The sequence below is a fragment of the Bifidobacterium apis genome (genome assembly GCF_036986835.1).
Classification (GTDB): domain Bacteria; phylum Actinomycetota; class Actinomycetes; order Actinomycetales; family Bifidobacteriaceae; genus Bombiscardovia; species Bombiscardovia apis_A.
Genome location: NZ_BTXD01000002.1, coordinates 615,559 through 639,298, shown reverse-complemented (window position 1 = coordinate 639,298; position 23,740 = coordinate 615,559). Strand labels below are relative to the sequence as shown.

Genomic DNA, 23,740 nt, shown 5'->3' with positions numbered 1-23,740 from the left:
GGTTTGTATGCTCCCATTGATCTGCGGCTCGTCTGTTCTGAATGTCCACTATGGGAAATTTAAGAACTGATTGTAGTTCAATATTTGACCCTCACCTATCGTTACAATGCAGACTATGAGGTTTTTTGTCGTCGCTGTTGTTGTCTCCTACAACCGCTCCAAACTCCTTCAGGAGTGCCTGGATGGCATAAGTAGCCAGTCCCACAAGCCTGATCAAGTCCTTGTCGTAGACAATGCCAGCGAGGACGGACCGGTGGAAGTGGTCATGTCGCACCCCTTGAAGCCTGACTTGGTTCGTTTGCATCACAATATGGGCGGTGCAGGGGGATTCGTGGCTGGAATGGCGGCGGCCTTGGCGAAGATTCCTCCTCAGTGTGAGGCCTACCTGTGGCTCATGGATGACGATGTGGTGCCGCAGCCTAATGCCCTGTCCAGCTTGCTTAATGCTGCCTCCGAGGCTTATGCCGATAATGGATCATGGCCGGCCGTTTTGGGCTCTGAGGCTGTGTGGGTCGACGGCAGGGTGCATGGGATGAACAAGCCGCGTCGGCGTCTGCCGATTAAAAGAGGCAGACCGCAGTTGCAGACCAGCGCCCATGCCTACCAGGTCCGCTCCTTGTCCTTTGTCTCTTGCCTGGTGAACGTCAAGGCCATCCAAGCTGCAGGAACCCTGCCACGGGCCGCCTTCTTCCTTTGGAATGACGACTTCGAATACACCACCAGACTGCTGAAAACGGGTATCGGCTATTACGTTCCCGCCAGTCGGGTATGGCATAAGACCAAGGTCTTTGGCTCCAGTGATGCCGACCCGGGTTCTCGCTTCTTTTACGAGGTGCGCAACAAGATATGGATGTTCCGATTCAGCAGGGGCAATTTCACAACGATTGAATTTCTTGCACTGCTCCTTGCTACTGGCAGACGGTGGCTTCTTACCTTTATTAGGGCGCATGATCGGCGGCAGATCCAGCATTGTTTGTCTCGAGGATTCAAAGCCGGCATGTCTACACACCCTGGCAGCAACCACGACCTGTTTGCCCAGGAGCCCGAGATTCAGGCACTGATCGACCGTGCCGATCAGGGGCGGCAGGCGGTGATCCGGTAGAGTTTCGCCCGACCCTGGCTGTCGACCAGTTGAAGGGCTTGCGGAACGGGGTGGAGCCCATTGAAAATCTGATGCTGAGGATCGTTGGCAACGTATGGTCCGCCCATATCCGCATACCAGTCGATGTGATGATCGGTCAGGATCCTGCACACCTGCGGGTCTGAGTCGATGTGCTCGAAGTTTGTGGCCAGATAGGCATGGTCATGATCCCAATTCATGTTCAGATGGGCGTAGAAGGGTGTGGTGCCACCGACAGCCAGCATGTAGCCGCTGCCGTTCCATGGATCGGACAGGACTTGCTCGCTGGTCGAGACATGGCGGCCCATTCTCTTCATCAGCAGGAATTCGTCGGTTGACAGCATCGGGGCATCGGCGTCGTTGGCTGCGAAGGCATATGTTGAGCCCAGAGTCTTCTGCATGGAGTCCAACTGCGGATTCACAGCGCAAATCAGCACGGCTACCGTGGCTGCCAACATCATAGCCGGCATCGATACCATCTTCTCGGCCTGCGGTGTATATCGTTTCAAGGCTTCGATGCCATGCTCCAAGGCCATGCCCATGATGGGGATGGCTACTACAGGCCAAGCAGAGAACAGGCGGCGTTGATCCTTGTACCATAAGGCTGTAAGAATCTTGGCCCAATCGGCATGGGTGCCCGCACAGGCGACGAAGACCAGACCCAGCAGCAGGAAGGAGGAGACAAGGAGCATGTCCTTTCTGTTGTGGTGCAGGCAGAGCACGATCAGAGCCAGGACCAGGGCCAGAGCCAGGGGCCAGTAGACCGGCAGTCGGCGGTTGCCTGAATCGATGGGCTGCCCCAGCAGAAAGCGCACTATGGCGGCTGGCAGGTCTTCCGTGGGCTGTGCCGGGCCGCCGTTGAGATGATCCGATATTTTCCGTGCAGGGCCACGCAGGTACAAATTATGGAAGATCTTGAGGCCTATAGCCAGCAGAACCAGGAATCCGGCAGTCAGCACTCCGGCGGCCACTCGGAAACGATGCTTGTTGGTTTGGGCCAGCTGCCTCCCTGCAATGATCAGCCAACTGAGGATCAGTGGCAGCACAAGAAGAGCGCCGGTCATCATGACCCTGAAATGGCAGAAGGATACGGCGACGACGCTGAGGAGAATCCAGGCAAGGCCGACTATGGATCGGCGGCCTTCCTGCCATCCGTCTGTACACCAGGACCAGGTAAGCGCGACGAAGACGGGCAGTATGACCTGGCCGGCGAACATGGAATATAAGGTGCCCCAATCCAACAAGAGGAAGGGGAATCCCGCGCAGCATGAGGCGAGTACCGGTGCGAGCAGATCGCTCCAGGCATGTCTGCCCAACAGGGTTCTGATCAGAAAGAGCATGGAGACCGGCCATATCAGAGCTGCAAAGACCAGCCAGGTGCAGGTGACTGCGCTAACTGCCGTGGCAGGTCTGTAGGCCATCGCTCCCATGGCAGCGAACTCCTGAAATGCTATGGGGTATATTTCCCTGATGGGCGGAAGAGCATGCAGGGATGAAGCCTGGCCGGTGAGCACAATTCGTGCCACTACGTTGTAGTGGAAAACCGAGTCGTAATTTTGTGTGACCTGATCAGGCGAAGGCGCGGCGTGCATCAGTCTGATGCCGATGTTGCAAGCAGCCAGTGCTGTGCCGATGACTGCCGGAAGGAAGTGTCTTAATCGAGGTTTGGTTTTTCCGCCTTCGCTTGCCAGTGCCGAGGATTCTCGGCCAGCTCCATCAGGATGACGAAAATGATTGAAGAGCTTACGCGCTAGAAGAATGACGGCAATGAGTACTATGGCCGAAAGCCCGTAGGAACGCCAGTTCCAGGATATGCCGAGCGGCTGGAAGAGCACGCCATCGATGCCGGCCAGTGCAATGGAGGCCACAGGGCCGAGTGCCGTCACGAAGATAGGTTTACGGCTACCCAGTGCTGCCACCAGCAGGCAGCCGGGCAGATACAGGGCTGCGATGATGAAGAGCAGCAGTGGCCAGGATTGTTGCCAGGTCATCAGGGTTGATTGCATGAATCACTTCTTTCGGCTGTCATCCACCGACTTCCTATGGAACCGGTTGAGCAGGGTGGTCATGATGGCATACAGACAGCTGCGTACTTGGTCGGGCAGCAGACGGTAGCAGGCACGGATAAGGATGTTTCTGACATATTGTATGGGGTTGATGAAGCGGTCATGCAGAAAATCGTTTTGCAGTCGCAGCTCGTCCCGAAACATGCGCATGCCGCCTCTGCGGTGATACATAGCCGTATCGGATCGATAGAGAACCAGGGGTTCTTTGATATTGCCGATATGCTCGCCGGCGACCAGCATGGTTTCCCAAAGACGGTAATCTTCAAAGCGCCCTGATTCTTCCGGATAACCGCCCACTTTGCACACGCTGGTCTTACGAAAGGCCACACTGGGGTGATGCAGGGGGGAATGCAGAGTGGCATATGCCCGCAGTTCGGATCCACCGCTTGGCAGATAACGGATTCGACCGGGGGTGCGTTCGTCATTGTCGAACTCCTGGATGGCACTACCCAGGGCATCTAACCCCGATGAGGCAAGCAGGGGGATGAGAGCCCTGAATCTTGATGGCCGGGAGATGTCGTCGCTGTCCGCTCTGGCCACCAGCTCGTGCTTGCAGGACTTCAACCCGAGATTCAGTGCGTGTGCGAGTCCTCTGTTGGTCGACAGATGCACAATCGTAAACTCGGGCATTTCCCCGGCCCTGTCAGCCTGAAGCAACTGTCTCTTCAACTCAGCTGGATACCGATCAACCAGTTGGCCTAGTTCTTTACCCAACGGACCGTCGCACACAATGACGATCTGATCGGGCATAAGGGTTTGATCGATGGTGTCGGATTTCAATGCGCGGGCAACGAAGGAGGGCCTGTCTCCGGCATAGACAGCCATCAGGAGGGAAAACGGAGTGTGACTCTGATTCCTTGCGCTCATGGCAGTGCAGCCGCCTTTCTTCGTGGATTACTGCGTCGATTCTACATGTGTCCAGCCAGCGCAGTCCTGACTGACCTGCCCTTCTCAATAGATTCAGTCCCATGCCACGCATTTGATCACGATTGTTGGTTTGGGCTTGGCTGTAGCAGGATTTGCACTTCCAGCGACTCGAGGTTGTACCATCAGGCCGACTGAAGATCAAGGAAAGGTGGAACTGTTATGACTGTTGTTGATAAGACGGTGTTGATCACCGGAGCTTCGTCCGGCATAGGGGAGGCCACGGCGAGGCTGTTGGCACAGCGAGGGGCCAAGGTGGTGCTGGGCGCTCGCCGCAAGGATCGGCTGGATAAAATCGTCGACGACATCGTTCAGGCGGGTGGTCAGGCGGCCTCCATGGCTCTGGATGTGACCGATCGCCAGGCCAATGAGGACTTCGTGGCTTTCGCTAAGAAGCAGTTCGGCGGGGTGGACGTGGTATTCCTCAACGCCGGGCTCATGCCTAACTCGCCCCTGTCGGCCCTGCATGTGGACGAGTGGGATCGGACCATTGACGTCAACCTCAAAGGTGCACTGTACGGCATTGCTGCGGCCCTGCCGGAGTTCATCGGGCAGCGTCACGGGCAGTTCATCGCTACCTCTTCGGTGGCTGGGCTCAAGGCCTACCCGGAAGGAGCGGTCTATGGGGCAACCAAGTGGGGTCTGCGCGATCTGATGGAGGTGCTCAGGATGGAGTCCGCCCAAGAGGGGACCCATATTCGTACCTCTACCATTTACCCGGCGGCCATTCGGACTGAGTTGCTGGATACCATAACGGACAAGCAGACCCTGGCCGATATGAACAAGACCTACGACAGCTACCAGATTGATCCAGAACGGGTGGCCCAGGTGGTGGCCTTCGCTATCGATCAGCCTGAGGATACCAATGTATCGGAGTTTACTGTAGGCCCTACCATCCAGCCCTGGTGAATTCCTCCGCCGCTGCCCTTAGTCGCCACTGGAGGAAAGAAGACGAATGCCTGCTTGGGCCATGGCCTTTCGAGCCTCAACGCCCTGATCCTCGCTGACCGGGACAGTCAGATCCTCGAAGACCGTGACCTGGTAACCCAGCTTTGCGGCATCCAAGGCCGTCTCCTTGACGCAGTGGGATTCGGCGATGCCGACTACATCCACCTGGTCGACTCCTGCTTGCGCCAGTGCGTCGGCCAAGGTGACTCCAGATGCTTTGGCCGCAGCGAACTCCTGCCTGCTCTGGATTTTATCGGCGTTGTCTTCGATGCCTTCGAATCCGGAGTAGGCAGCTGAATACTGGCCTTTTTTGAAGTGATGGGTGATGCCCAACTCCCGGATTTTGGAATGAAGCTCCGCCCCGGGTGAGCCGGCTACGCCGTGTTTGGGCCAGGTATCCGCAAAATCCGGGTGATCGGACCAATGAGATCCGGGTTCGATGTGCCAATCCTGGGTGGTGGCCATGTAGGCGTAGTCCCCGGCATGGCCGTGGACATAGTCGGCGATTTTACTGGCTGTAGCGTTGCCTCCCTCAACTCCCAGTTCACCCCCTTCGCAGAAGGTCGGTTGAACATCAACGACAATCAAAGCCTTGGACATGGTAATCACTCCCTTGGTCGATGCTGACGGTAGGCAGAGGAAATACCGTTTGAAGTTCGGCGAGCATTCCTCTTACGTATCAGTTTAATTCTCGCTTCCGCGTCGGCCCTTCCGCTTGGGTGCATGTGGACAAATATGGCGGTGAAGCAGCATCTTGTGGACAAGATGATAAAGGAGGTAGCGGGGGAGAATAAACACGCATGCGTGAGATGGATCCATACGGGCTTTTGGGGTGTTTGCTTGGTATTCTAAGTGCCAGGATTGTACGGAGTTATAGCCGGTGCTTCTGGGGCTGACTCTTCCATAGATTACAGAGCGGGCATAGTTCCAAGGGAGGAGATGCGGGTATGAGAGTCAATGAGTTTGGGCAACCTATTGGTGATGCGATTTCGTTTCCCGGGGCCATGATGCCGGAGCCCGTCATCTTGACTGGCAAGACCGTTCTGGTAGTGCCCCTGTACGAGAATCAGGGCGATGCCTTCTATGAGCGAATTTTCAGTCCAGAATGTGACAAAGCCATCATGACCTATAGCACTCACGATCTCTACCCTGATAGACCAACATTCGACTCAGGGTTCGAATCCATGATTGAAAGTCGCGATCCTCTCTTCTTTGCCATTCTCCGCAATCCGTCTGCACATGGACTCAGTGTCGGTCAGTCTGCAGATGGAGAGGATGCGGATATACGGAAGCATGTGAAGCTTCTTGATTCGTCGGATCTGTTGGGCATGTATGCCTTGCAGCGGATAAGGTCCGACGTGGGAAGCATTGAGATGGGCCACGTTATCTATACCCGGGAGTTGCAGAGAAGCAGGCAGGCTACCGAGGCTCAGTATCTGATGGCTCGGCATGTCTTCGAGGACTTGGGCTATCGACGATACGAGTGGAAGTGCGACAGCCTCAATGCGCCCTCACGGACGGCAGCGCTGAGGCTGGGATTCAAGGCTGAAGGCCGGTTCAGGAACGATATGGTCTACAAGGGCCGTACTAGGGATACGGATTGGTTTTCCATATTGGACAGCGAATGGCCGGCAGTGAAAGAGCGGTTGGAGACTTGGCTGGATGATGACAATTTCGATCAGGATGGCATGCAGAGGCGCCGTCTGCAAGATTGCTGACCGATTATTGATCTGAATGCAGCCGCTTATGGTTGCGCCGCGGCATCCTTGATGAGACCGAAATAAGCATTCATGGCTCGGGCTGTAGGAGTGTCATTGCGACGCATCAGCGCAAGCGGAGTTCCTTCAAACAGCACCTTTCCGCCTGCGCTTCCGGCTCCCGGGCCCATATCGATCAACCAGTCGGCCTGGCCGATGAAGCGCAGGTTATGTTCTATGGCGATAATAGTGAGTCCTTTGTTGGTGATGAGTTTACGTAAGAGAGCAATCTGCTCCAGGATATTGGATTCATGCAGGCCGCTGGTGGGCTCATCCAAAATCAGGGTCTCGCGAATCCCCTCCTTGAGTAGCCTGGCCAGCTTGAGGCGTTGCAGCTCACCGCCGGAGAGCGTATCGAGAGCCTGTCCAACGGATAGGTAAGACAGACCCACATCCTCCAGGGCCTTCATAGCTGGCCCCAGCACTTCATGATATTGGTGCATGGCCTCGCTGGCAGTCAGTTTCAGCACCTGGGCGATGCTGAGACCACGGTATCTGGCAGATAAGGCCTGCGTTGAATACCTGGTTCCATGGCAGCTTTCGCAGATAGTGCTGGTGTCGCCCATGTAGGCAATATCCAGGGTGACGACCCCCTTGCCCTTGCAGACCGGACAGGCTCCGGCAGCGTTGAATGAGAAGAGTGAGGGGGATTCGCCTGTGGCCTTGGCAAAGGCCTTGCGCAGCGGGTCGAAGACACCCAAGTAGGTCAACAGGTTGGAGCGTCCGCTGGTCTTGATTGGTTTCTGATCCAGGAGTAAGGCCTCATGTTGAGCCATGAAGCCTTCCTTAATAAGGGTGCTCTTACCTGAGCCGGCCACCCCGGTCACCACTGTCAGCATTTGTCGGGGTATCTTGGTGCGGGCTTCTCTGACGTTGTGGGCGGTGACCTTGTCTATTACATAGAATCCATGCGAAGGCGCCGATGGTTCATTTACCATGCCTGGATCTGCCAGGGATCTGCCAGTTGCTGTGCCGCTTCTCAGCAGAGACTGATAGTTCCCTTCAAAGACGATCCGACCGCCTTCATTGCCTGCCCCTGGCCCCATGTCGACGATATGGTCCGCAATGGCGATGAGCTCGGGGTCATGATCCACGATCACTACCGTATTGCCCTTGTCTCGCAAGCCTTCAAAGATTTTCTTGATACCAGTCAGGTCATGGGGGTGCAAGCCAACGCTTGGCTCGTCGAAGATGTAGAGGACGTCATTCAAGGGGCTGTTCAGGCAGTTGGCAATTTTCAGACGCTGTCCCTCTCCTCCGGAAAGTGTGGAGGTGCCACGCTCCAAACTCAAGTAGCCCAGACCAACCGTTATCAGGTTGGCTATCTTGCGCATTAGGTCCTGCAGAATGGTCTCAGCTTGATCGTCATGAATCTTCCCGAGCCATTCCTGGAGGTCTGCCACGCTCATGGCGGAGCAGTCAGCTATGTTCAGTCCGCCGATCCTGGCTGAGCGCACCTTGGCGTTGACTCTGGCCCCCTGGCAGTCGGGGCACTGGGTGATTCGCGTAACCTCCTCCAGCTCATGCTGGTACTTGTCGTTGCTCTGGTTGATGAAGGTCTTGGTGATCCTGGGCACCAATCCCTCATACATGGCCGTTTTGTGCCAATCGGGGCCAGGGTGTGTCGGCTTTTGCCTCTTGCCGTGGAGCAGGAAGTCGAGGTCATCTCTGTCCCACTCCTGTAGAGACAGGTCGTTGTCAAAATAACCTGAATCCGTATACCTGGTCAGCCTCCAGCCGCCTGGCTGGAAGGTGGGAAAGTTGATGGCTCCCTGGTTCAGCGAGAGATTCATGTTGAGCAGGTGATCAAGCACCAGAGTGCGCACAGTTCCCAGTCCCTGGCAGGTCGGGCACATCCCCGCAGGATTATTGAAGGAATATGTCATGGAGTACCCGATGAAGGGCTGGGCCATACGGGAGAACAGCAGGCGCAGGGCGGTATAGATATCGGTGTAGGTGCCCACGGTGGAGCGGGCATTGCCCGAGAGCTGCTTCTGGGTGACGACAATTGAGAAGGGCAGGTTATCGATACGGGCGACTTCCGCGGACTCATACTTGGGCAGGAGCTGCTGGATGTAGGAGCTATAGCTGCGGTTGATCATGCGCTGTGACTCGGCTGCCAGCGTGGAAAACACGAGGGACGACTTACCTGAACCTGACATGCCGGTGACCACGGTGATGGCCCGTTTGGGTATGGCCAGCGAGACTTGCTTAAGATTGTGCGTAGAGGCCCTATCAATAAGGATGGATTCTGTCCTCATCAGGCGATCCGCTCCTGGCGCAGCTTGGCGATGAGCCTGTTGGCAAGAGCAGTGAACTCTTCCTGCTCGTCTTCGGACCAGACCTGTCGGGCATCCTCCTCAAGGGTCTTGTGCTGGTGATCGATAATGTCAAGCATGTCCTGGCCATCCTGAGTCAGACTGGTCTCCAGCTCTCGCCGGTCGTGGGCGTCAGGCACTTGCCTGATGTATCCGAGATCGCGCAGCGTGCCGAGGTTCTTGGAGACCTTGGATCGGGTTATACCGAGTCGCTGACCAATCTGTGAGGGCATGAAGGCTCCGGTGCGTAGAACAGTCAGGATATCGAACTGTTGCCAGGTGATGTTTCCTGGGTTGACCCTATTACGCTCTGCTACGAATTCGCACTGCAGATACATGAGAGCGTTATAAAGAAAGGATGGCTTATTTGATTTCATAATAGAAACTATATCATATTGGAAACTATAAATCTCCCGAGAGGCTTGGATGCACTCTAGCTTCTGCCTTGTCTTGCTGCATTGAGACGATGAAGTTAGGCATGCTGGAGGATGTCATTGCTTCATATTTGGCCTTGTTTCGTTGAAATATGACAGGGCGCTTCATGGATCGCGTAAGTACTTGGCTGCTTAATCCTCCGCTAATAAAGCGCGTCGTGATGCGGTGAAACAGGTCATTATGAATCTCAGGCTGGCAGAGCAACCTGCGGACATAATCGATGCCTTAGAAGAAAAAGGCGGGGAACGGTTTGCCCAATATTTCCGGGTAGCGCCAAGCGTGTAAGGGAGGGGATTGTCCCTGTGGCTATGCCGCATCGGTAAGGAAGATGTGTTTGTGATGATACTCGATAAATTCATGCGAGGGTCGGCTGATCGATGGCAACGTGATTCTCTGGTCTTCGAAGGCATAGAGCCATTGATCGTTGATCGGTGAGTGCCTTACCTTGTCGTGGTTGACCATGATGCGGTAATCGTCGTCGATGGAGATAAGCCCTTGGTCAAAGGCTTGGTCGTGGAATGCATTGAGCAACAGGCCGTTCGATGCGGCGGTTTTTTCGGTCGGGGTTGATGCTTTCCATGGTTTGATATGGCTGGCAATTAGCATCGAAGGTATCTGCATGCCAGTGATGCAGCATGTGCTCTGGTAGTTCAAAAGCAGCGAATTGCGGAAGTAAGACTGGTTGATCCGCTGAATCGTGGTTGCTTCGCGCTCGCCGCCTTCTGGATTGCGCTTGTCAAGCAGCATTTTTGTTGCGGTTTCGAGCGTAGAATATCGGTCAGAGGCCAATGGTGCTGGGTGGAAGTGTTGTTTGTTCGCTTGCAGGAGTGCATGTTGGAGCAAATCGAGGCATTCCGCCATGAAGGTATCGGGATTTTCGGTGTACCATTGCCAGACTTGGGCATCCAGCTTGCTACCATGCTTCATGCCTGCCTTGCCCTGGGCCCTTCGATTGATGTCATGGGCTGCGATGTTCCATATTTTCAAGGCAACAGAGTTGGGTGTGCGGTGCAGGAATGATGCCAGACGCTGCACGTCTAGCCCATTGTCGTCACACTCTCTGGGCTCAAGCACGATGTACAGAGCAAAGGCCATCATCGTTTCTTCACACGACCAGTTGCGGCGGCGCGATGCGACATTGACGTTCATTGCCATACCCCCAGGATAATCGGCTATGAAGCTTCTGGGATGTGTATCTGACGTAATTTTGAAGTCTGCAAGGGTAAATGAGAATTACGAGCGAGGGAAGTGCTGGTTGACTGTTTGCAGACGTTCCAATTGCTGCTTTATTCTGGCTATATTGCTTTGTTTCTATGCGCACTGTGGAGGGAGAGGGACGGATGGCAAGGGAGTTGGAGCTTTCGCCACGGCACGGTGGTGATTTGGTCTCTGTTGAGTATTCGCTGGAGCTTGCTGATGACAAAGGAATAGAGGCTGGATTCCACGCTGATAAAACAACCGAAGATTTTGGTGATGGAATCTATGTGGAATCCATTGAAGAAGACCCTGCAAGTGGCCATGTGCAAGATGACGCGCAGCTTGATTACAAGATCGCTGCGGCTTGTGGAGTGGTCGCGGGTTTATGTGATTCGATTTTTGTTGGCAAGTTCTCTCTGGACAAGGCGAACGAGTGGGGTTCAGAGAAAGTCAATGAATTCGTGGTTTGGGTGGCAAAGCAGCATTCTGGTTTTAAAGGAGAGTCCCTGCGTGATGCCATTCAATTCCTAGAAAATCAATATCCTTTTGTTGGCGATAAGTACACGGCCGAATTCGGCGGCGGTTTGCAACATCATCTCAGAGATTTTTCTCACCACTTCTCCCTTGAAGGATTGGTGTTCTCGATACTCACTCAATTTACAGGAAAGGTATACGGCACCAATCAAAACGGAGATTTCATTGCAGTCCCGGTGGAAGAACGATGGTTTAAGGAAGGTTTGATCGGCGATACCGTCTACGAAAAGCTGTTCCTAGGCACGGTGCGATGGTTCTTTCACATGGCGTCAGACGCGCCGGGATCAAGTTCGAATCCCGGTCAGGGCACGGGGATACCTGGGCCTTTTCTTTCTATTATTAAGGAATTGTCCGCCTTGCCCGTGTTTAAAAACGCCATGGATTCCGGCATGGGGTTACGGAAACTTCTTTCCAAGATGTTCAATGGGACCTTATTCGCTCAAGTTGACGATGAAGGTCGTAAAGTCCTTCGTAGGTTTAACCTGCGAACTGAAATCGGAATTGTGCATGTACTGGGGCGTCAGGCGCTTCCAGTGTTGCTGAATGAGTGCCTGACACGGGGCTGCTATTTTCTTCATCATCTTTATCTGGAGATGAAAAACAATGAAGTCGACTCTTTGGACGACCTGTCACAGCTGGATATGGGTGTGGTCCTTCCATTCAATAATTCCAGAGTAGTCCGCATGGTATCCATTGCTTCGGCTACCTTTACTGCAGTGGATCTAGCGGATGCCGCTATTCGGGCCGCCTTGGTCGGGATTCTAGTAAGGGGATTCGATGGCAAGCTCTTCCTGCTGAAAATCAACTATGTAGGTGTGACTCGTCTGGTTTTCGCAATAGGTGTGGATGTCAAAACGGTGTGGGAACGAAGAGCGAGCCACAGGCAGCGGCAGCAAAACGACGATTCGGCCGGTCGGGTGACAATGGAAATGCTCTCGTTGAAGCCGGAGCATTTATCTGTATTGTTCTCGATAGAGCGACTCGCGCTTTATGAGGACATAGATCGAAGTAAGGCAGTGGATCGAAGAGAAAAGGAAGAATGGTTTGACAGGTGGTCTGAAAACCTGCCTGATGACTGTGATCTCCTTAATCGCGGGCAAGTGAAACGGAGAATTGAAGAACTTGTTGCGCGGGATGGGAACACATGGAAAGCCTTGGTTCTGATTGAACTTGCACGGTTCACTCCGTATGACCTATATCGTTTTGAAACGGAGTCAGAGAATCCTGAGGGAGGGCCGGACTCCTCGATCAAGAGAACTAAACGTCCAAAATTTGATTCAAAAATTCTCGAAGAATTATGGCGTGACGTAAGCGGCGATTCGGATAAATTCCCTGTGCAGCAGACCGCCAAGGCGCTGAATAAGAATGCCGGCGTATTGAATGGTAGCCGAACCAAAAAAATTGTCGGTGCTGCGGGGACTGCCGCGGTTGCGGTTGCTACGGGAGGTGCAGCGTTTACATTAGCACCAGTCATAGCGCCAGTCATAGCTCCGTTGTTTGCCGGATCGGCTGTTGCCGGCCTATCTGGTGCTGCTCTTACCAGTGCGAGCCTTGCAGCGGTTGGCGGTGGTGCATTGGCTGCTGGAGGCTTCGGTATGGCAGGCGGCACAGCCATAATCGCTGGTGGCGGTGCAGTCTTGGGTTTGGTCGGTGGTAGTGGGGTAACTGCTGTTGTTTCGCTTCTCACTGATTCCAAAGGAGCGTTTGCCCTCGACGAATGTTCGAAGCTCCTAACATTTTGCCAATCCGACTTCGCTCAAGCTGATATGAAGCCAGAGACGATTGAACGGATCCGACAAGGCTTGCTCGATCAGATTGAACGAACGGAAATTCAGCAGGAGGTTCTCTCTATGCGTTCTGAAGATAAGGACCTAGACAAGGCTGAGAAGAAGGAAACCAAGAAAGAACTCTCCGGTCTTAAGAAGAGCTTGGGATACCTGCGTAACTGCGAAAAGGAATTGGCGAAGCTTATTAATCAGAAAAGTCGCTCAAAGGAGAATGCGAGAGTTACGAAAGGTGATGTTGGGTCGGCCTGATCAATGACGGCGCTGGGGTGGGAATCATGCCGAGATGTGCAAGCATCGGATTCCGCGGATTGCTGTCTTGGGGAACGAGGACGCGACGTCAATCTTTGCTAGCTTGACCATTGTCAATCCCAGTGAGGTCGTGGAGGTGAGTAGCAAAAAGGGGTTTTGGAACCCCAAAACCCCTTGCTGGCGGAGGATACGAGATTCGAACTCGTGAGGGCGTGAACCCAACACGCTTTCCAAGCGTGCGCCATAGACCACTAGGCGAATCCTCCAAAGCTGCAATGAACAGGGCCTTAACCTACGTGACCCTTATCAAGGCAACTAGGAAATAGTAACACAGGGCGGGGATTGCAGGCCAGTCCAGACGTGTCGCCGGCAGTTCCCGCCCTGTTCCTGTGCTACTTGATCTGATCCATGGAAAGGCCAAGGGCTTCAGCCACGCGCTGGCCATAGTCAGGGTCGGCCTGGTAGAACTGCTTGGTCTCAAGAATCTGGATCTCCTGGTCGTTGACAGAGCCCAGGTTGTTCTTGATGGTCTGGATCAAACGGTCCTTCTCTTCCGGGCTCATCAGCCTGTAGAGACGGCCGGCTGCGGAGTAATAGTCCTTGTCGTATGGGCGGGAGTACTCGGTTTGCCCTTGGACGGTATCGCCGTGCATACGGGCATCGTTGTCCTCCACGGGACCACCCTTGCTGTTGGGCTCGTAGTTGACTGATCCGTCCTGGCCCTGGGACATGAACCCATCCCGCTCGTAGTTGTGGACCTCATTGACCGGGCGGTTGATGGGCAGCTGTTCGTAGTTGGCACCCAGACGGTAACGCTCGGCGTCCTTGTATCCGAACAGGCGGCCCTGCAGCAGCTTGTCGGGCGAGGGTTCGATGCCGGGGACGAAGTTGGCGGGTGAGAAGGCTGCTTCCTCCACATCATCGAAATAGTTGGTCGGGTTGGTGTCCAGCACGAACTCGCCTATCTCAATGCGCGGATAGTCCTTCTTGGAAACCACCTTGGTCACGTCGAAGATATCGTCCTTATAGTCCAGGCCCTCCTGGTAGGGCAGGATCTGCACGCAGACCTTCCACTTGGGGTAGTCGCCTCGGTCGATGGCATCGTAGAGATCATGCAGGAGGAAGTCCGTGTCCTCGGAGGCGACCTTGGCGGCGGTCTCGTCGGTCATGTTCTTGACGCCCTGCTCGCTCAGGAAGTGGTACTTGACCCAGAACTGCTCGCCCTTGGCATTGACCCACTTGAAGGTGTGACTTCCGTAGCCGTTCATGTTCCGGTAGCTGGCAGGGTTGCCCCTGTCGCCCATCAGATAAGTCACCTGGTGAACAGACTCGGGGGAGTGCGACCAGAAGTCCCACTGCATCTCCTGGCTGCGCAGGTGGGTGGCCGGGTCGCGCTTCTGCGAGTGGATGAAGTCGGGGAACTTCAGAGGGTCGTTGACGAAGAATACGGGAGTATTGTTGCCCACCACGTCGTAGTTGCCCTCCTGGGTGTAGAAGCGCAGGGCGAAGCCGCGCACGTCGCGCAGGGTGTCGGGATAGCCGGATTCGCCGGCCACCTGGGAGAAGCGCAGCAGGATGGGCGTGGTCTTGCCGGCTCCGTTGAATACGTCGGCCTTGGTGTAGGAGCTCATGTCCTTGGTCAGGGTGAAGGTTCCCTTGGCTCCGGCTCCCTTGGCGTGGACCACGCGCTCTGGTATGCGCTCGCGGTTGAAGTGTGCCAGCTTTTCGAGGAGCTGGTAGTCCTGCATGAGGATGGGCCCCCGGGTACCCGCCGTCTGGCTATGATTGTTGTCTGCCCAGGGCTGCCCTTCGTTGGTGGTGAGTTTGTCGTTCATGTCTGCTCGATTCCTGTGACATCTTTGATTTTTGCGACCTACAGTCCCATTCAGGCCAGTTCTGTGACCCTGCTTCTGGTCGACTGTCCGGTCGCTGATAGCAAGACCCTTGATAAAATCCTGCTATCCTCCACCGTATCTGACAGGCAATGGAGTTGGTGGATATGCGCGCTGAGCGAGAGTCAGATATCTCACTAATCAAGTGAGGCGTCTAATCGGATGAGGCGTTTATGGCATCCAAAGTGGTGGGCCTGCTGCAGACAGCATTGTGAAAAAGCCGCCGACACTGCCTCAAACAAACGGCAAATGTCGGCGGCTCTTATCAGCGCACTGGTGCTCAGAGCATCTGTATCAGTTCGCCCACATCCTGGATGACCAGCTGGAGGTTGAGCCCGGTCAGGACAGCCACCACAATCCAGGCCAGGAAAGCCATCCATCGAGGGTTGGCGTACTTGCCCATGATCTTCTTGGAGGAGGTGAACCAGACCAGGGGGATCATGGATATGGGCAGGGCCACGCACAGGAAGACCTGGGAGTAGACCAGCAGGCTATCGAGGGCGGACTCCTTGCCACCGAAAGCGATGGTGCAGATCAGCACGGGGATGATGGAGATCACTCGGGTGACCAGCCTGCGCAGCCAGAGAGGAATCCTCATGCGGATGAAGCCCTCCATGACGATCTGTCCGGTCAGAGTGCCAGTAATGGTTGAGTTCTGACCTGAGGCCAGCAGGGCTACGGCGAAGAGGGTGGAGAGCAGTCCGGAGGCGACCGGCCCGGCGATGGTCTTGTCGCCAAGGGCGTTGTAGAGGGCGGTGAAGGTGTCCAGCCCTTCGCCGTGTCCGAAGAACATGGCAGCACCCAGTACCAGCAGCAGGCAGTTGACCACGAAGGCGGCGGACAGCTGGATGTTGGAATCCCAGGTGGCGAAGCGGACCGCGTTGGCAACCTGACGGTCGTCGCTACGGTCGAAGTCGCGGGTCTGAACGATGGATGAGTGCAGGTAGAGATTATGGGGCATGACCGTGGCACCCACGATGCCCAGAGCCATGGTCAGCTGGCCATTGCCCAGGATGGCCTTGTCAGGGATGAAGCCGCGGAAGACCGCCGGCAGGTCGGGCCTGGCCAGGAAGACCTCGTAGAGGAATACCGCCATGATGACCAGAATCAAGGTGGCCACGATGGCCTCGATGCGTCGGAAGCCGATCTTGGTCAGCAATAGGAGGATGAGCACATCCAGCACGGTCAGCGTCACACCCAAGATCAGCGGAATGCCAAAGAGCAGCTTCAGAGCGATGGCTCCGCCGATCACCTCGGCGATGTCGGTGGCCATCACAGCCAGCTCCGTGCAGATCCAGAGGGCGAAGCTGAGTCGGCGGCTGGTGTGCTGGCGTGTGGCCTGGGCAAGGTCCAGACCAGTCACGATTCCCAGCTTGGCCGACATGTACTGCAGCATCATGGCGATCAGGCTGGAGATGAGAATGACGCTCATGAGCAGGTAGCCGTACTGGGCGCCGCCGCCGATGGACGTGATCCAGTTGCCTGGGTCCATGTAGCCGACTGCCACCAGAGCGCCCGGGCCGGAGAAGGCTGCCAGATTCTTCCAGAAGGAGGAGGTCGAGTTGGGCACGGAGACCGTGGCGTTGATCTCCTCCAGGGAGCGTCCATTGGCCGTCTCGATGATGGGATGGGATTGGTGCTGCCGGCTGGACGGCGGATTCATGACTTCGGATCCCGCTGGACTGGCGGACCCTGAGGCGGGTCGGGTCTGAGTGTTCGGCATGTCACCTTCCTTGATTCTGGACCATGGCGGTCGTGTGGCTGGCTATAGACTTCGACCCTTCGAAGTCTAATGGCGCTCGATGAAGAATACCAGAGGTGATCCGTGACAATGTCGAAATATGCCTGCGGGGTTACCTGCGGGTCTTGCTGTGGAGCTGTGCTATAGACTGTGGAGCATGGGAATTGCCGAACTGTCTTCCAGCGCCCAGGATTATCTCAAGGTCATCTGGGATCTTCAGGAATGGGACCAGGGCCCTGTCCAGCCGACTGCAGTGGCCGATAGGACGGGCATGAAACAGTCGACGGTATCAGGAGCGCTGGCCCGTCTGGTCGATGCCGGTCTGGTCACCCACAGGCCTTACGGCAAGGTGGAGCTGACTGAAACCGGTCGTCGCTATGCGGTCACCATGGTCCGGCGCCACCGGCTGCTGGAGACCTTCCTGGTGCAGGTCCTCGGTTATGGCTGGGATGAGGTGCATGAGGAGGCCGACAGCCTCGAGCATGCCGTCTCCGACAAGATGGTCGACCGCATCGACGACTATCTAGGGCACCCCACCATGGATCCGCATGGAGATGCCATACCAACCGGTAGCGGATCTCTGCCTGAACTTCCTGCTACCTGTACGCTATCCGAAGTGCCGGTCGGCTCAACGGTTCGAGTTCAACGCGTCAGCGACGAGGATTCGAATGCTCTCAGGTACCTGGTTCGCATCGGCTTGGTGCCGGGAAGTCTTGTGCGTGTGGAGGGCAAGGATGCCCCTCAGGGACAGATACGCTTGAATCTCCTGAAGAGCGGGCGCATTGCTGATGAAAGCAATCAAAACAAGCTTTCTTCCAAACAAACCATTCATCTTAAGGACGCGGACCGCATCCAGACTGTCATCTTGTAACGGTTGATGTGTTTGTGAATCGCATATACAGGCATGAATGCAAACTCGTAGTCGCACTTCGTCGTCGAATTCTTGCACAGTAGAGAGAACGCATAAATGTAGTGGACTGTCTTGCCATGGTAAGTTTGCCCAGCGCCAGGCTATTCTAAAATAGAGCGAATTTGACTCTGCAATTGTGATCTTGCAGAAAGTAGGGGCACAAGATGGGTGTAAGAACTATTGTAACGACGTTGCTTGCCGGGCTGATTATGTTGATTTCGCCGATCTCATCATTTGATCTGCAGGATGGGTATGTAGACCAACATAAAGATGTGCCTGAGTTTATTGTGAAGTCCATTCCTGATGACGCCGTCTTGGTTTCTCAGGACTTAGCGGTTACAAAAGATGGATCGCTGAAGTCTGTCAGCAACGGGCACTTGGTTACTGATAAACAGCTGATTGGGACCTCTGCCAAGCCGGCTGACCCACTCGCAAAAACCTACGGTCGCAGCTTTATTCCTGTCAAGGTTGGAGATGCTCGCCGCCAAGAATCCTCGCTTGGTGAGGGGCCACTTGAGAAACCCGGCAGAACTACTCGTCATATTGAGAAAAAGGGTAAATCGGTGAAATCGGCTGCCCTCCGTCCATCTGCGCAAGCAGGTTCGGTCATTTCCTCATCGTTGGCAGGCAACTCGTATGGGGCATATTGGGGTGCATATTCAGGCTCTCCGGCATTTTTTGAAGCTGATGGTTCCTTATTCGCCCAGAAAGCAAAGGGGGTAATTGATGTATCTCAATGGCAGGGGACAATTAATTGGGATCAGGTCCGCCATTCGGGTGTAGAAGGTGCAATTATTCGTATTGGCTGGGGTTGGGGCAATGGCTTCGACGGCAAGGCATTGTGGAATATTGCCGAATGCAAGCGATTAGGCATCCCGTTCGGCATCTATCTGTATTCTTACGCCTATGACGGAGGGACTGGACGGGCCGAGGGCAACAGCATTGTGGATCTTCTTCGCCGGGCTGGAATTAGTCCGAATGATCTCACCTACCCTATTTACTACGATCTTGAGCAGTGGGTATGGAAAGATCACGTGCCACCGAGTTCGCCAAGCACTTACAAAGATATTGTTAATGCCTGGTTTACTTGTTTGCAAAATGCTGGATTTCAAAATTTGTCTGTATATTCTTATGCCTCTTACCTTAATTCAGCGTTGAATTCTCCTGATATTCTAAGTAGAACAACTTGGGTTGCCAGTTACGGCCCTCGTCCTGGTTTTAATTTTTACACTAACTATCGCTGCTGGCAATACGCGGATAATGGACGCATCAGCGGTATAGGCGTGAACACGGATTTGAATGCTTGCGGAGTCAAGGATTCTGATTCGGGAGTTGATGACCCGAATCAGCTTGAGGCGTTGACCGATATGGTTGAGGGAGATTACTACATCGAATCATCTTTGGACGATAAGTACTTGGATATTTCCGGAGGAACACAGGCGGAGGCTTTCCCGGTTCAGGTCTGGGCACCCACCGATGGTTCGAATCAGCTTTTTCACATAAAGCCCGAAGGATCCGGAACTTACTCTATTGTTACGAAACATTCAGGGAAAGCCTTGGACGTCAGATATGGATCAACACAAAACGGCAATGAGATCATTCAATACACACAGAACGGTGGGGCAAATCAGCGATGGCGGTTTTACCGTGCTTCTGATGGTTTTGTCTATATCACTTCGGCATTAAATGGTGGCAAATCAGCAGCACTTGACATACCTGGCGGCAACACTTCATCCGGGACGCAGCTGGAGATATGGCAATTCAATGGTGGAATGAATCAGTCCTTTAGACTCTTGCAGGCTAGCGAGGCTTTCCAGGGTACCAACAGTATCACCAATCGATTTGCCAATGGGAATAGCTTTGATGTGGAGGGCGCCAGCCAAGCGTCTGACGCACATTTGCAGACATGGACTCCTAACGGCGGAGATAACCAAAAATTCATATTTGTTTATAAAGGAAATGGGCAATTTGCTCTTCAAGCTGCTCATTCGGGACTGTATCTTGATATTCAATATGGTTATCAGGGGGATGAAGGTAATGTCGTTCAGTTCCCCTCCACTGGCGGAAGCAACCAATTATGGTATCTTCAACATTATTCAGGAGGCTATTCAATACGCAGTGTATTGAACAACAAGGCTATCGACATATGTGGGGCTAACGTCAACCCTGGTGCAAGGCTCATTTCTTATACTTTTCATCGACAAGCTAATCAATTATGGGATATACGCCAATAAGAATCTGTGGCATCTTTTTGATTGGTGATGACACGGACACTTCGGTTCTTGGTCCTCATTAAAAGGTGAATGTTTATGGGTGCTGTATGATTTGAAAAGATATCTTCGGGACATTGAGTCGCCTATCTTAGAGGATTTAGGACTCAACCGGGTGGCTATAAGAGGAGTAACAGGCAATGATAAATGGTTTGACTACCTCCTTGGTTATGCCTTGCCGAAATGAGGCAAAGCATCTGACTCAGATGGTTGCCGAGCTCCCCGACTTTTATGATGAAATAATATGCGTCAGCAACAAATCAACGGATGATACCGTCCAACTGGGCAAGAAGTTGGAAAAAACCAACAATCGGTTTCATATGTATATAGACGATAGATGTGCCTCAGGCATCGGTTATGGATATGCACATATGACTGGCATCGCTCACGCTAAAGGAGACATCATTGTCTGTGCGGATTCAGACTGCACTTATCCTGTCGAAGATGCGCCAAGAATTCTCAATGAAATGAAAAAGCGCAACTTGCTGCTGGCTTCCTGCACGAGGTATCCTGATTCAACGATTCCGTTTGCTTTGCAACTTGGCGTTAAAGTACTCAACTTTGAAATGTTTCTTCTATATGGAGTCGTCATTCACGACTCCCTCTCGGGCATGTGGGTTTTCCGTCGTGATGTGGCCCCTCGACTCCATTTGACTGAGGGCGACTGGAACTTGTCGCCTCAGATTAAACTTAATGCGCATCGATATCTCGGTACTCGTTTTGGCGAAGTGAAAATTGTGCAGAAAACACGCCAAGGTGAGACTAAGCAACGATATCTGAAGACTGGCCTCGGTCACCTATGGTGGGTGGCCAAGAACCGTTTTGTGCAACGCAAAGGTGTGCAACCAGCTGATTAGTACGGAGACTAAGGTGAACCGGCAAATATGGAATTTGTGGGCAGTAGCCAACTCCATCATCGATTGGCGTACCGTGTTCAGGTTACCATTGGCCACATGCAGCATCTATTTGAAACCGGACCTGATGCCTGGAAGCAACTTGGTGGTTTGAGCGAGCGGCAACGCCGATTGGTTATTTCAGCAGTTAACTATCATTCGTTGATACAGCCTGGTCGAGAGCTGCTCTACAAGATCTATATGGGTGAAGATTGGCAGTATCCCCGCTTGACGGATACGTCGACTCTGAATGGTTCTCTAACCAAGGGTGCAGGGCTTAAACCTGTAGTCGAATTCAAAGCACGGTCCGTATCCAAGCCTAAGACCGCCTTTACGCCTCATTATTTCGACTTGCATCATCAGCTGGTTGACTGGAATGAACGGTATGTGTTACTTACTCCGGACGATGCCACTGATATGACAGTCAAAGCCAGGAATCTGTCCGCCCGATTGCCCATGCGCAACCAAATTTATAACTACTGTGAGCTGCATTTCCCTCTTCTGTTCGATCAGGTTCGTGAGCTGCTCAGGCGTAAGCGTGAGAAAGCGGGATACCAGGCTATTGAGCCTTATCACCCCGATTCAACCAGCGATCTGTTCGCTCGCGGGGCTGCGCATCATCCCGGCAGTTCTATCGAACCTGCGCAACCGGATTCTTCGGCTCCTAAGGCTGTCATTATTCCCATGCATTGGCTGCAGCCCGGGGGAGCCGAGCGTTGGGCCATGGAAACAGTTGCTCTGGCCCGTAAAGCGGGACTATTGCCTATCGTCATCACCAACAATGACAGTCATCAGCCATGGATTGTCAGCAAGGATTTGGACGATGCACTCGTCATCAATCTGACCTTTCCTGCGCAAGAGAGCATCGGTGACGTACCCCTGCTCAGGGCTCTGTTTGAGCAGTATAACATCCGTGGCGTCCTGATTCATCACAATCAATGGATGTATGACCGGCTCTGGTGGATCAAGCGGTACTATCCGCATACGTTCATTGTCGACTCACTGCATATTCTTGAATACCATGATCGCGGTGGCTATCCCAACCAGAGCGTGAGCCGCGACCCTTACATCGATCTGCACCATGTCATTTCGCCGCAACTGCAGGATTGGCTGGTAAATCATCATGGCATATCGGCGAAAAAGGTGGTTATGGCACCCTTGGTTGGTCTGACTGCCGATCAGATGCATCCAAGGTACAAGGATCGGGTGCAACAGGATGTCTTTCATATCGCCTTTGTAGGGAGGATGACCAGGCAGAAGCGCCCGGAGGCATTTATCAATGTCGCCAAGGAAATGGAGCATCGTTTCCCGGGTCGTTTTCGGTTCATTATGCATGGCAGCGGCGATATGGATTTGGAGGTACGCAAACTTCTTGAGAAATATGGCCTGGATCATGTAGTGGAACGTCGTGATGTCTCTCAGCCTGTTTCTGCAACATATGATTGGGCGGATGCTCTGCTGATCACCTCGATCAATGAGGGTATTACACTTACGACCATCGAGGCTATCAGTCGGGGCATGCCGGTGTTGAGCGCTGATGTCGGTTCCCAATCGACGCTGGTTCCTGTTCAGGGGCTGTTGCCTCGGCAATCGTTGGGGCTGGTCCGCCAATCGGTCCGTTCCTTGCTCAGGATGGATGGTCATGAAGAGGATCGCAGGCGGTTGTGGACGGCGGAGCTGGAACGGCTTCAGGAGTTTTCAAGGAAGGAATCGGCCGACTCCTTCTTCACCCGAATGTTGGGAGAATGGGCGCAGTGATGAATGCTGTAGATAACCGGAGGAATGTGGCCGCTGTCGTCGTCACCTTCAACCGTCTGGAAAAGCTGAAGAAGGTTCTGGCTTCCCTGGAGTCCCAGACCTTTCTGCCCAAGGCCCTGATTATTGTCGACAATGCTTCGACCGATGGGACTGCGGATTATCTGCATGAGTATCAGGACGCATTCCCCCTGGAAGGGAAGGTGGAGCTTCGCATTGTCACCCTGCCCGAGAATGTCGGCGGGGCCGGTGGTTTCTCTGCTGGCATGCGCGAGGGCTACCGGATGGGTTTCGACTATGTGTGGATCTTCGATGATGACGGATATCCTGAGCCGGATGCCTTGGAAAAACTGCTCGGAGGCTACGAACAAGCCACCCAGGCTTTGAGCCCGGATATTCCCTTTGCCTGCTCCCTGATCAAATACATCGACGGAACCATTTCAGAAATGAACAATCCTGTACCTACCTGGGACTGGGGTCGGTTGCGGGCCATGGGGCTCAGGGATCTGGTGCTGATCAATCAGGCATCCTTCGTATCTGTGCTCATCCCACGTTGGGTCATGGAAGCCTATGGTCTGCCATACAAGGAGTACTTCATCTGGTTTGACGATGCTGAGTACACCTTGCGTATTACGAGAGACTGCCCCGGAGTCCAGGTTCTCGATAGCGTAGTGGTGCACGATATGGGTGAGAACAAGGGAGTCAATTTCTCGATGATCAACGAGAAGAACGCCTGGAAGTTCGCCTATGGCATTCGTAATCAGGGATCCTACAGACTGCATCACAAGAGCCTGGTCCATTATCTGCTCTTTTGCGCCCAGGTTTGGTATGCCATGCGGTCCGGTGGAGTGGATAAGAAGTTGCGTCGACAAATGTATGGCAAGATGATCGAAGCTATAAGGTTCAACCCGTCAATTGATTATCCGCAGTTGTGAGTAATTCGG

The 23,740-nt window shown here is 53.9% G+C and carries 17 protein-coding genes and 1 tRNA gene; 9 read left to right on the top strand and 9 right to left on the bottom strand.

From position 1 onward, the window contains the following. Positions 1 to 106 precede the first annotated feature (106 nt). Positions 107 to 1,102 (top strand): glycosyltransferase, encoded by a 996-nt coding sequence (locus tag AACP62_RS06380; RefSeq protein WP_425332919.1) that lies wholly within the window; start codon positions 107 to 109, stop codon positions 1,100 to 1,102. On the opposite strand, the gene AACP62_RS06375 is transcribed toward AACP62_RS06380, so the two are convergent. Beyond that, positions 1,075 to 3,126 (bottom strand): DUF6541 family protein, encoded by a 2,052-nt coding sequence (locus AACP62_RS06375; protein ID WP_339347138.1) that lies wholly within the window; start codon positions 3,124 to 3,126, stop codon positions 1,075 to 1,077. The genes AACP62_RS06380 and AACP62_RS06375 overlap by 28 nt on opposite strands. Before the next feature lie 3 nt (positions 3,127 to 3,129). After that, entirely contained in the window at positions 3,130 to 4,053 is a 924-nt protein-coding gene (locus AACP62_RS06370) for a glycosyltransferase (RefSeq protein ID WP_339347136.1), read from the bottom strand. A 219-nt stretch (positions 4,054 to 4,272) separates the two neighbouring features. Here AACP62_RS06370 and AACP62_RS06365 point away from each other — a divergent pair, with 219 nt between their 5' ends. Then, positions 4,273 to 5,019, top strand: a complete 747-nt coding sequence (locus tag AACP62_RS06365; RefSeq protein WP_339347133.1) for an SDR family oxidoreductase — start codon at positions 4,273 to 4,275, stop codon at positions 5,017 to 5,019. Positions 5,020 to 5,037: 18 nt separating this feature from the next. Here AACP62_RS06365 and AACP62_RS06360 read toward each other — a convergent pair whose 3' ends face one another. Beyond that, positions 5,038 to 5,658, bottom strand: coding sequence for an isochorismatase family protein (locus AACP62_RS06360; protein ID WP_339347131.1), 621 nt, complete (start codon positions 5,656 to 5,658; stop codon positions 5,038 to 5,040). Positions 5,659 to 6,005: 347 nt separating this feature from the next. Between AACP62_RS06360 and AACP62_RS06355 the strand changes: the two genes are divergently transcribed. After that, positions 6,006 to 6,776 (top strand): GNAT family N-acetyltransferase, encoded by a 771-nt coding sequence (locus tag AACP62_RS06355; RefSeq protein WP_339347129.1) that lies wholly within the window; start codon positions 6,006 to 6,008, stop codon positions 6,774 to 6,776. A gap of 26 nt (positions 6,777 to 6,802) precedes the next feature. Here the strand turns inward: AACP62_RS06355 and AACP62_RS06350 are convergent, their stop codons facing one another. From AACP62_RS06350 to AACP62_RS06340, 3 genes are all read right to left on the bottom strand, one after another. Next, positions 6,803 to 9,076 carry an ATP-binding cassette domain-containing protein gene (locus AACP62_RS06350; RefSeq protein WP_339347127.1) on the bottom strand — a complete coding sequence of 758 codons (2,274 nt, stop codon included), beginning with the start codon at positions 9,074 to 9,076 and terminating at the stop codon, positions 6,803 to 6,805. Then, positions 9,076 to 9,510 (bottom strand): MarR family winged helix-turn-helix transcriptional regulator, encoded by a 435-nt coding sequence (locus AACP62_RS06345; protein WP_339347126.1) that lies wholly within the window; start codon positions 9,508 to 9,510, stop codon positions 9,076 to 9,078. The genes AACP62_RS06350 and AACP62_RS06345 overlap by 1 nt, the downstream gene beginning before the upstream one ends. Positions 9,511 to 9,874: 364 nt before the next feature. After that, a complete protein-coding gene (locus AACP62_RS06340) occupies positions 9,875 to 10,723 on the bottom strand; it encodes an HNH endonuclease (protein WP_339347124.1) in 849 nt (282 codons plus the stop codon). A 185-nt stretch (positions 10,724 to 10,908) separates the two neighbouring features. Between AACP62_RS06340 and AACP62_RS06335 the strand changes: the two genes are divergently transcribed. After that, positions 10,909 to 13,335 (top strand): hypothetical protein, encoded by a 2,427-nt coding sequence (locus tag AACP62_RS06335; protein ID WP_339347122.1) that lies wholly within the window; start codon positions 10,909 to 10,911, stop codon positions 13,333 to 13,335. Between the two features lie 178 nt (positions 13,336 to 13,513). Here the strand turns inward: AACP62_RS06335 and AACP62_RS06330 are convergent. The 3 genes from AACP62_RS06330 to AACP62_RS06320 form a co-directional block, all read right to left on the bottom strand. Continuing rightward, positions 13,514 to 13,601, bottom strand: a tRNA-Ser gene (locus AACP62_RS06330). A 126-nt stretch (positions 13,602 to 13,727) separates the two neighbouring features. After that, positions 13,728 to 15,170 (bottom strand): catalase, encoded by a 1,443-nt coding sequence (locus AACP62_RS06325; RefSeq protein ID WP_339347121.1) that lies wholly within the window; start codon positions 15,168 to 15,170, stop codon positions 13,728 to 13,730. Between the two features lie 337 nt (positions 15,171 to 15,507). Next, a complete protein-coding gene (locus AACP62_RS06320; RefSeq protein WP_339347119.1) occupies positions 15,508 to 16,950 on the bottom strand; it encodes an Nramp family divalent metal transporter in 1,443 nt (480 codons plus the stop codon). A 175-nt stretch (positions 16,951 to 17,125) separates the two neighbouring features. On the opposite strand from AACP62_RS06320, the gene AACP62_RS06315 reads away from it, so the two are divergent. The 5 genes from AACP62_RS06315 (at position 17,126) to AACP62_RS06295 (ending at position 23,731) form a co-directional block, all read left to right on the top strand. Continuing rightward, a complete protein-coding gene (locus AACP62_RS06315; protein ID WP_339347117.1) occupies positions 17,126 to 17,839 on the top strand; it encodes a metal-dependent transcriptional regulator in 714 nt (237 codons plus the stop codon). A 203-nt stretch (positions 17,840 to 18,042) separates the two neighbouring features. After that, a complete protein-coding gene (locus AACP62_RS06310; protein ID WP_339347115.1) occupies positions 18,043 to 20,112 on the top strand; it encodes an RICIN domain-containing protein in 2,070 nt (689 codons plus the stop codon). A 176-nt stretch (positions 20,113 to 20,288) separates the two neighbouring features. Then, positions 20,289 to 21,005: a glycosyltransferase family 2 protein gene (locus tag AACP62_RS06305; protein WP_339347113.1), complete on the top strand. Its 717-nt coding sequence runs from the start codon at positions 20,289 to 20,291 to the stop codon at positions 21,003 to 21,005. Between the two features lie 96 nt (positions 21,006 to 21,101). Next, complete coding sequence (locus AACP62_RS06300; RefSeq protein WP_339347112.1) at positions 21,102 to 22,799, top strand: glycosyltransferase; 1,698 nt, start codon at positions 21,102 to 21,104, stop codon at positions 22,797 to 22,799. Further along, positions 22,799 to 23,731 (top strand): glycosyltransferase family 2 protein, encoded by a 933-nt coding sequence (locus AACP62_RS06295; protein ID WP_232339232.1) that lies wholly within the window; start codon positions 22,799 to 22,801, stop codon positions 23,729 to 23,731. The genes AACP62_RS06300 and AACP62_RS06295 overlap by 1 nt, the downstream gene beginning before the upstream one ends. The last annotated feature ends 9 nt before the right edge of the window (positions 23,732 to 23,740 follow it).

Coding starts and splice junctions, on each gene's coding strand:
- AACP62_RS06380 (WP_425332919.1), top strand. CDS start 107: ATGCAGACTATGAGGTTTTTTGTCGTCGCTGTTGTTGTCTCCTACAAC.
- AACP62_RS06375 (WP_339347138.1), bottom strand. CDS start 3,126: ATGCAATCAACCCTGATGACCTGGCAACAATCCTGGCCACTGCTGCTC.
- AACP62_RS06370 (WP_339347136.1), bottom strand. CDS start 4,053: ATGAGCGCAAGGAATCAGAGTCACACTCCGTTTTCCCTCCTGATGGCT.
- AACP62_RS06365 (WP_339347133.1), top strand. CDS start 4,273: ATGACTGTTGTTGATAAGACGGTGTTGATCACCGGAGCTTCGTCCGGC.
- AACP62_RS06360 (WP_339347131.1), bottom strand. CDS start 5,658: ATGTCCAAGGCTTTGATTGTCGTTGATGTTCAACCGACCTTCTGCGAA.
- AACP62_RS06355 (WP_339347129.1), top strand. CDS start 6,006: ATGAGAGTCAATGAGTTTGGGCAACCTATTGGTGATGCGATTTCGTTT.
- AACP62_RS06350 (WP_339347127.1), bottom strand. CDS start 9,076: ATGAGGACAGAATCCATCCTTATTGATAGGGCCTCTACGCACAATCTT.
- AACP62_RS06345 (WP_339347126.1), bottom strand. CDS start 9,510: ATGAAATCAAATAAGCCATCCTTTCTTTATAACGCTCTCATGTATCTG.
- AACP62_RS06340 (WP_339347124.1), bottom strand. CDS start 10,723: ATGGCAATGAACGTCAATGTCGCATCGCGCCGCCGCAACTGGTCGTGT.
- AACP62_RS06335 (WP_339347122.1), top strand. CDS start 10,909: ATGGCAAGGGAGTTGGAGCTTTCGCCACGGCACGGTGGTGATTTGGTC.
- AACP62_RS06325 (WP_339347121.1), bottom strand. CDS start 15,170: ATGAACGACAAACTCACCACCAACGAAGGGCAGCCCTGGGCAGACAAC.
- AACP62_RS06320 (WP_339347119.1), bottom strand. CDS start 16,950: ATGCCGAACACTCAGACCCGACCCGCCTCAGGGTCCGCCAGTCCAGCG.
- AACP62_RS06315 (WP_339347117.1), top strand. CDS start 17,126: ATGGGAATTGCCGAACTGTCTTCCAGCGCCCAGGATTATCTCAAGGTC.
- AACP62_RS06310 (WP_339347115.1), top strand. CDS start 18,043: ATGGGTGTAAGAACTATTGTAACGACGTTGCTTGCCGGGCTGATTATG.
- AACP62_RS06305 (WP_339347113.1), top strand. CDS start 20,289: ATGATAAATGGTTTGACTACCTCCTTGGTTATGCCTTGCCGAAATGAG.
- AACP62_RS06300 (WP_339347112.1), top strand. CDS start 21,102: ATGCAGCATCTATTTGAAACCGGACCTGATGCCTGGAAGCAACTTGGT.
- AACP62_RS06295 (WP_232339232.1), top strand. CDS start 22,799: ATGAATGCTGTAGATAACCGGAGGAATGTGGCCGCTGTCGTCGTCACC.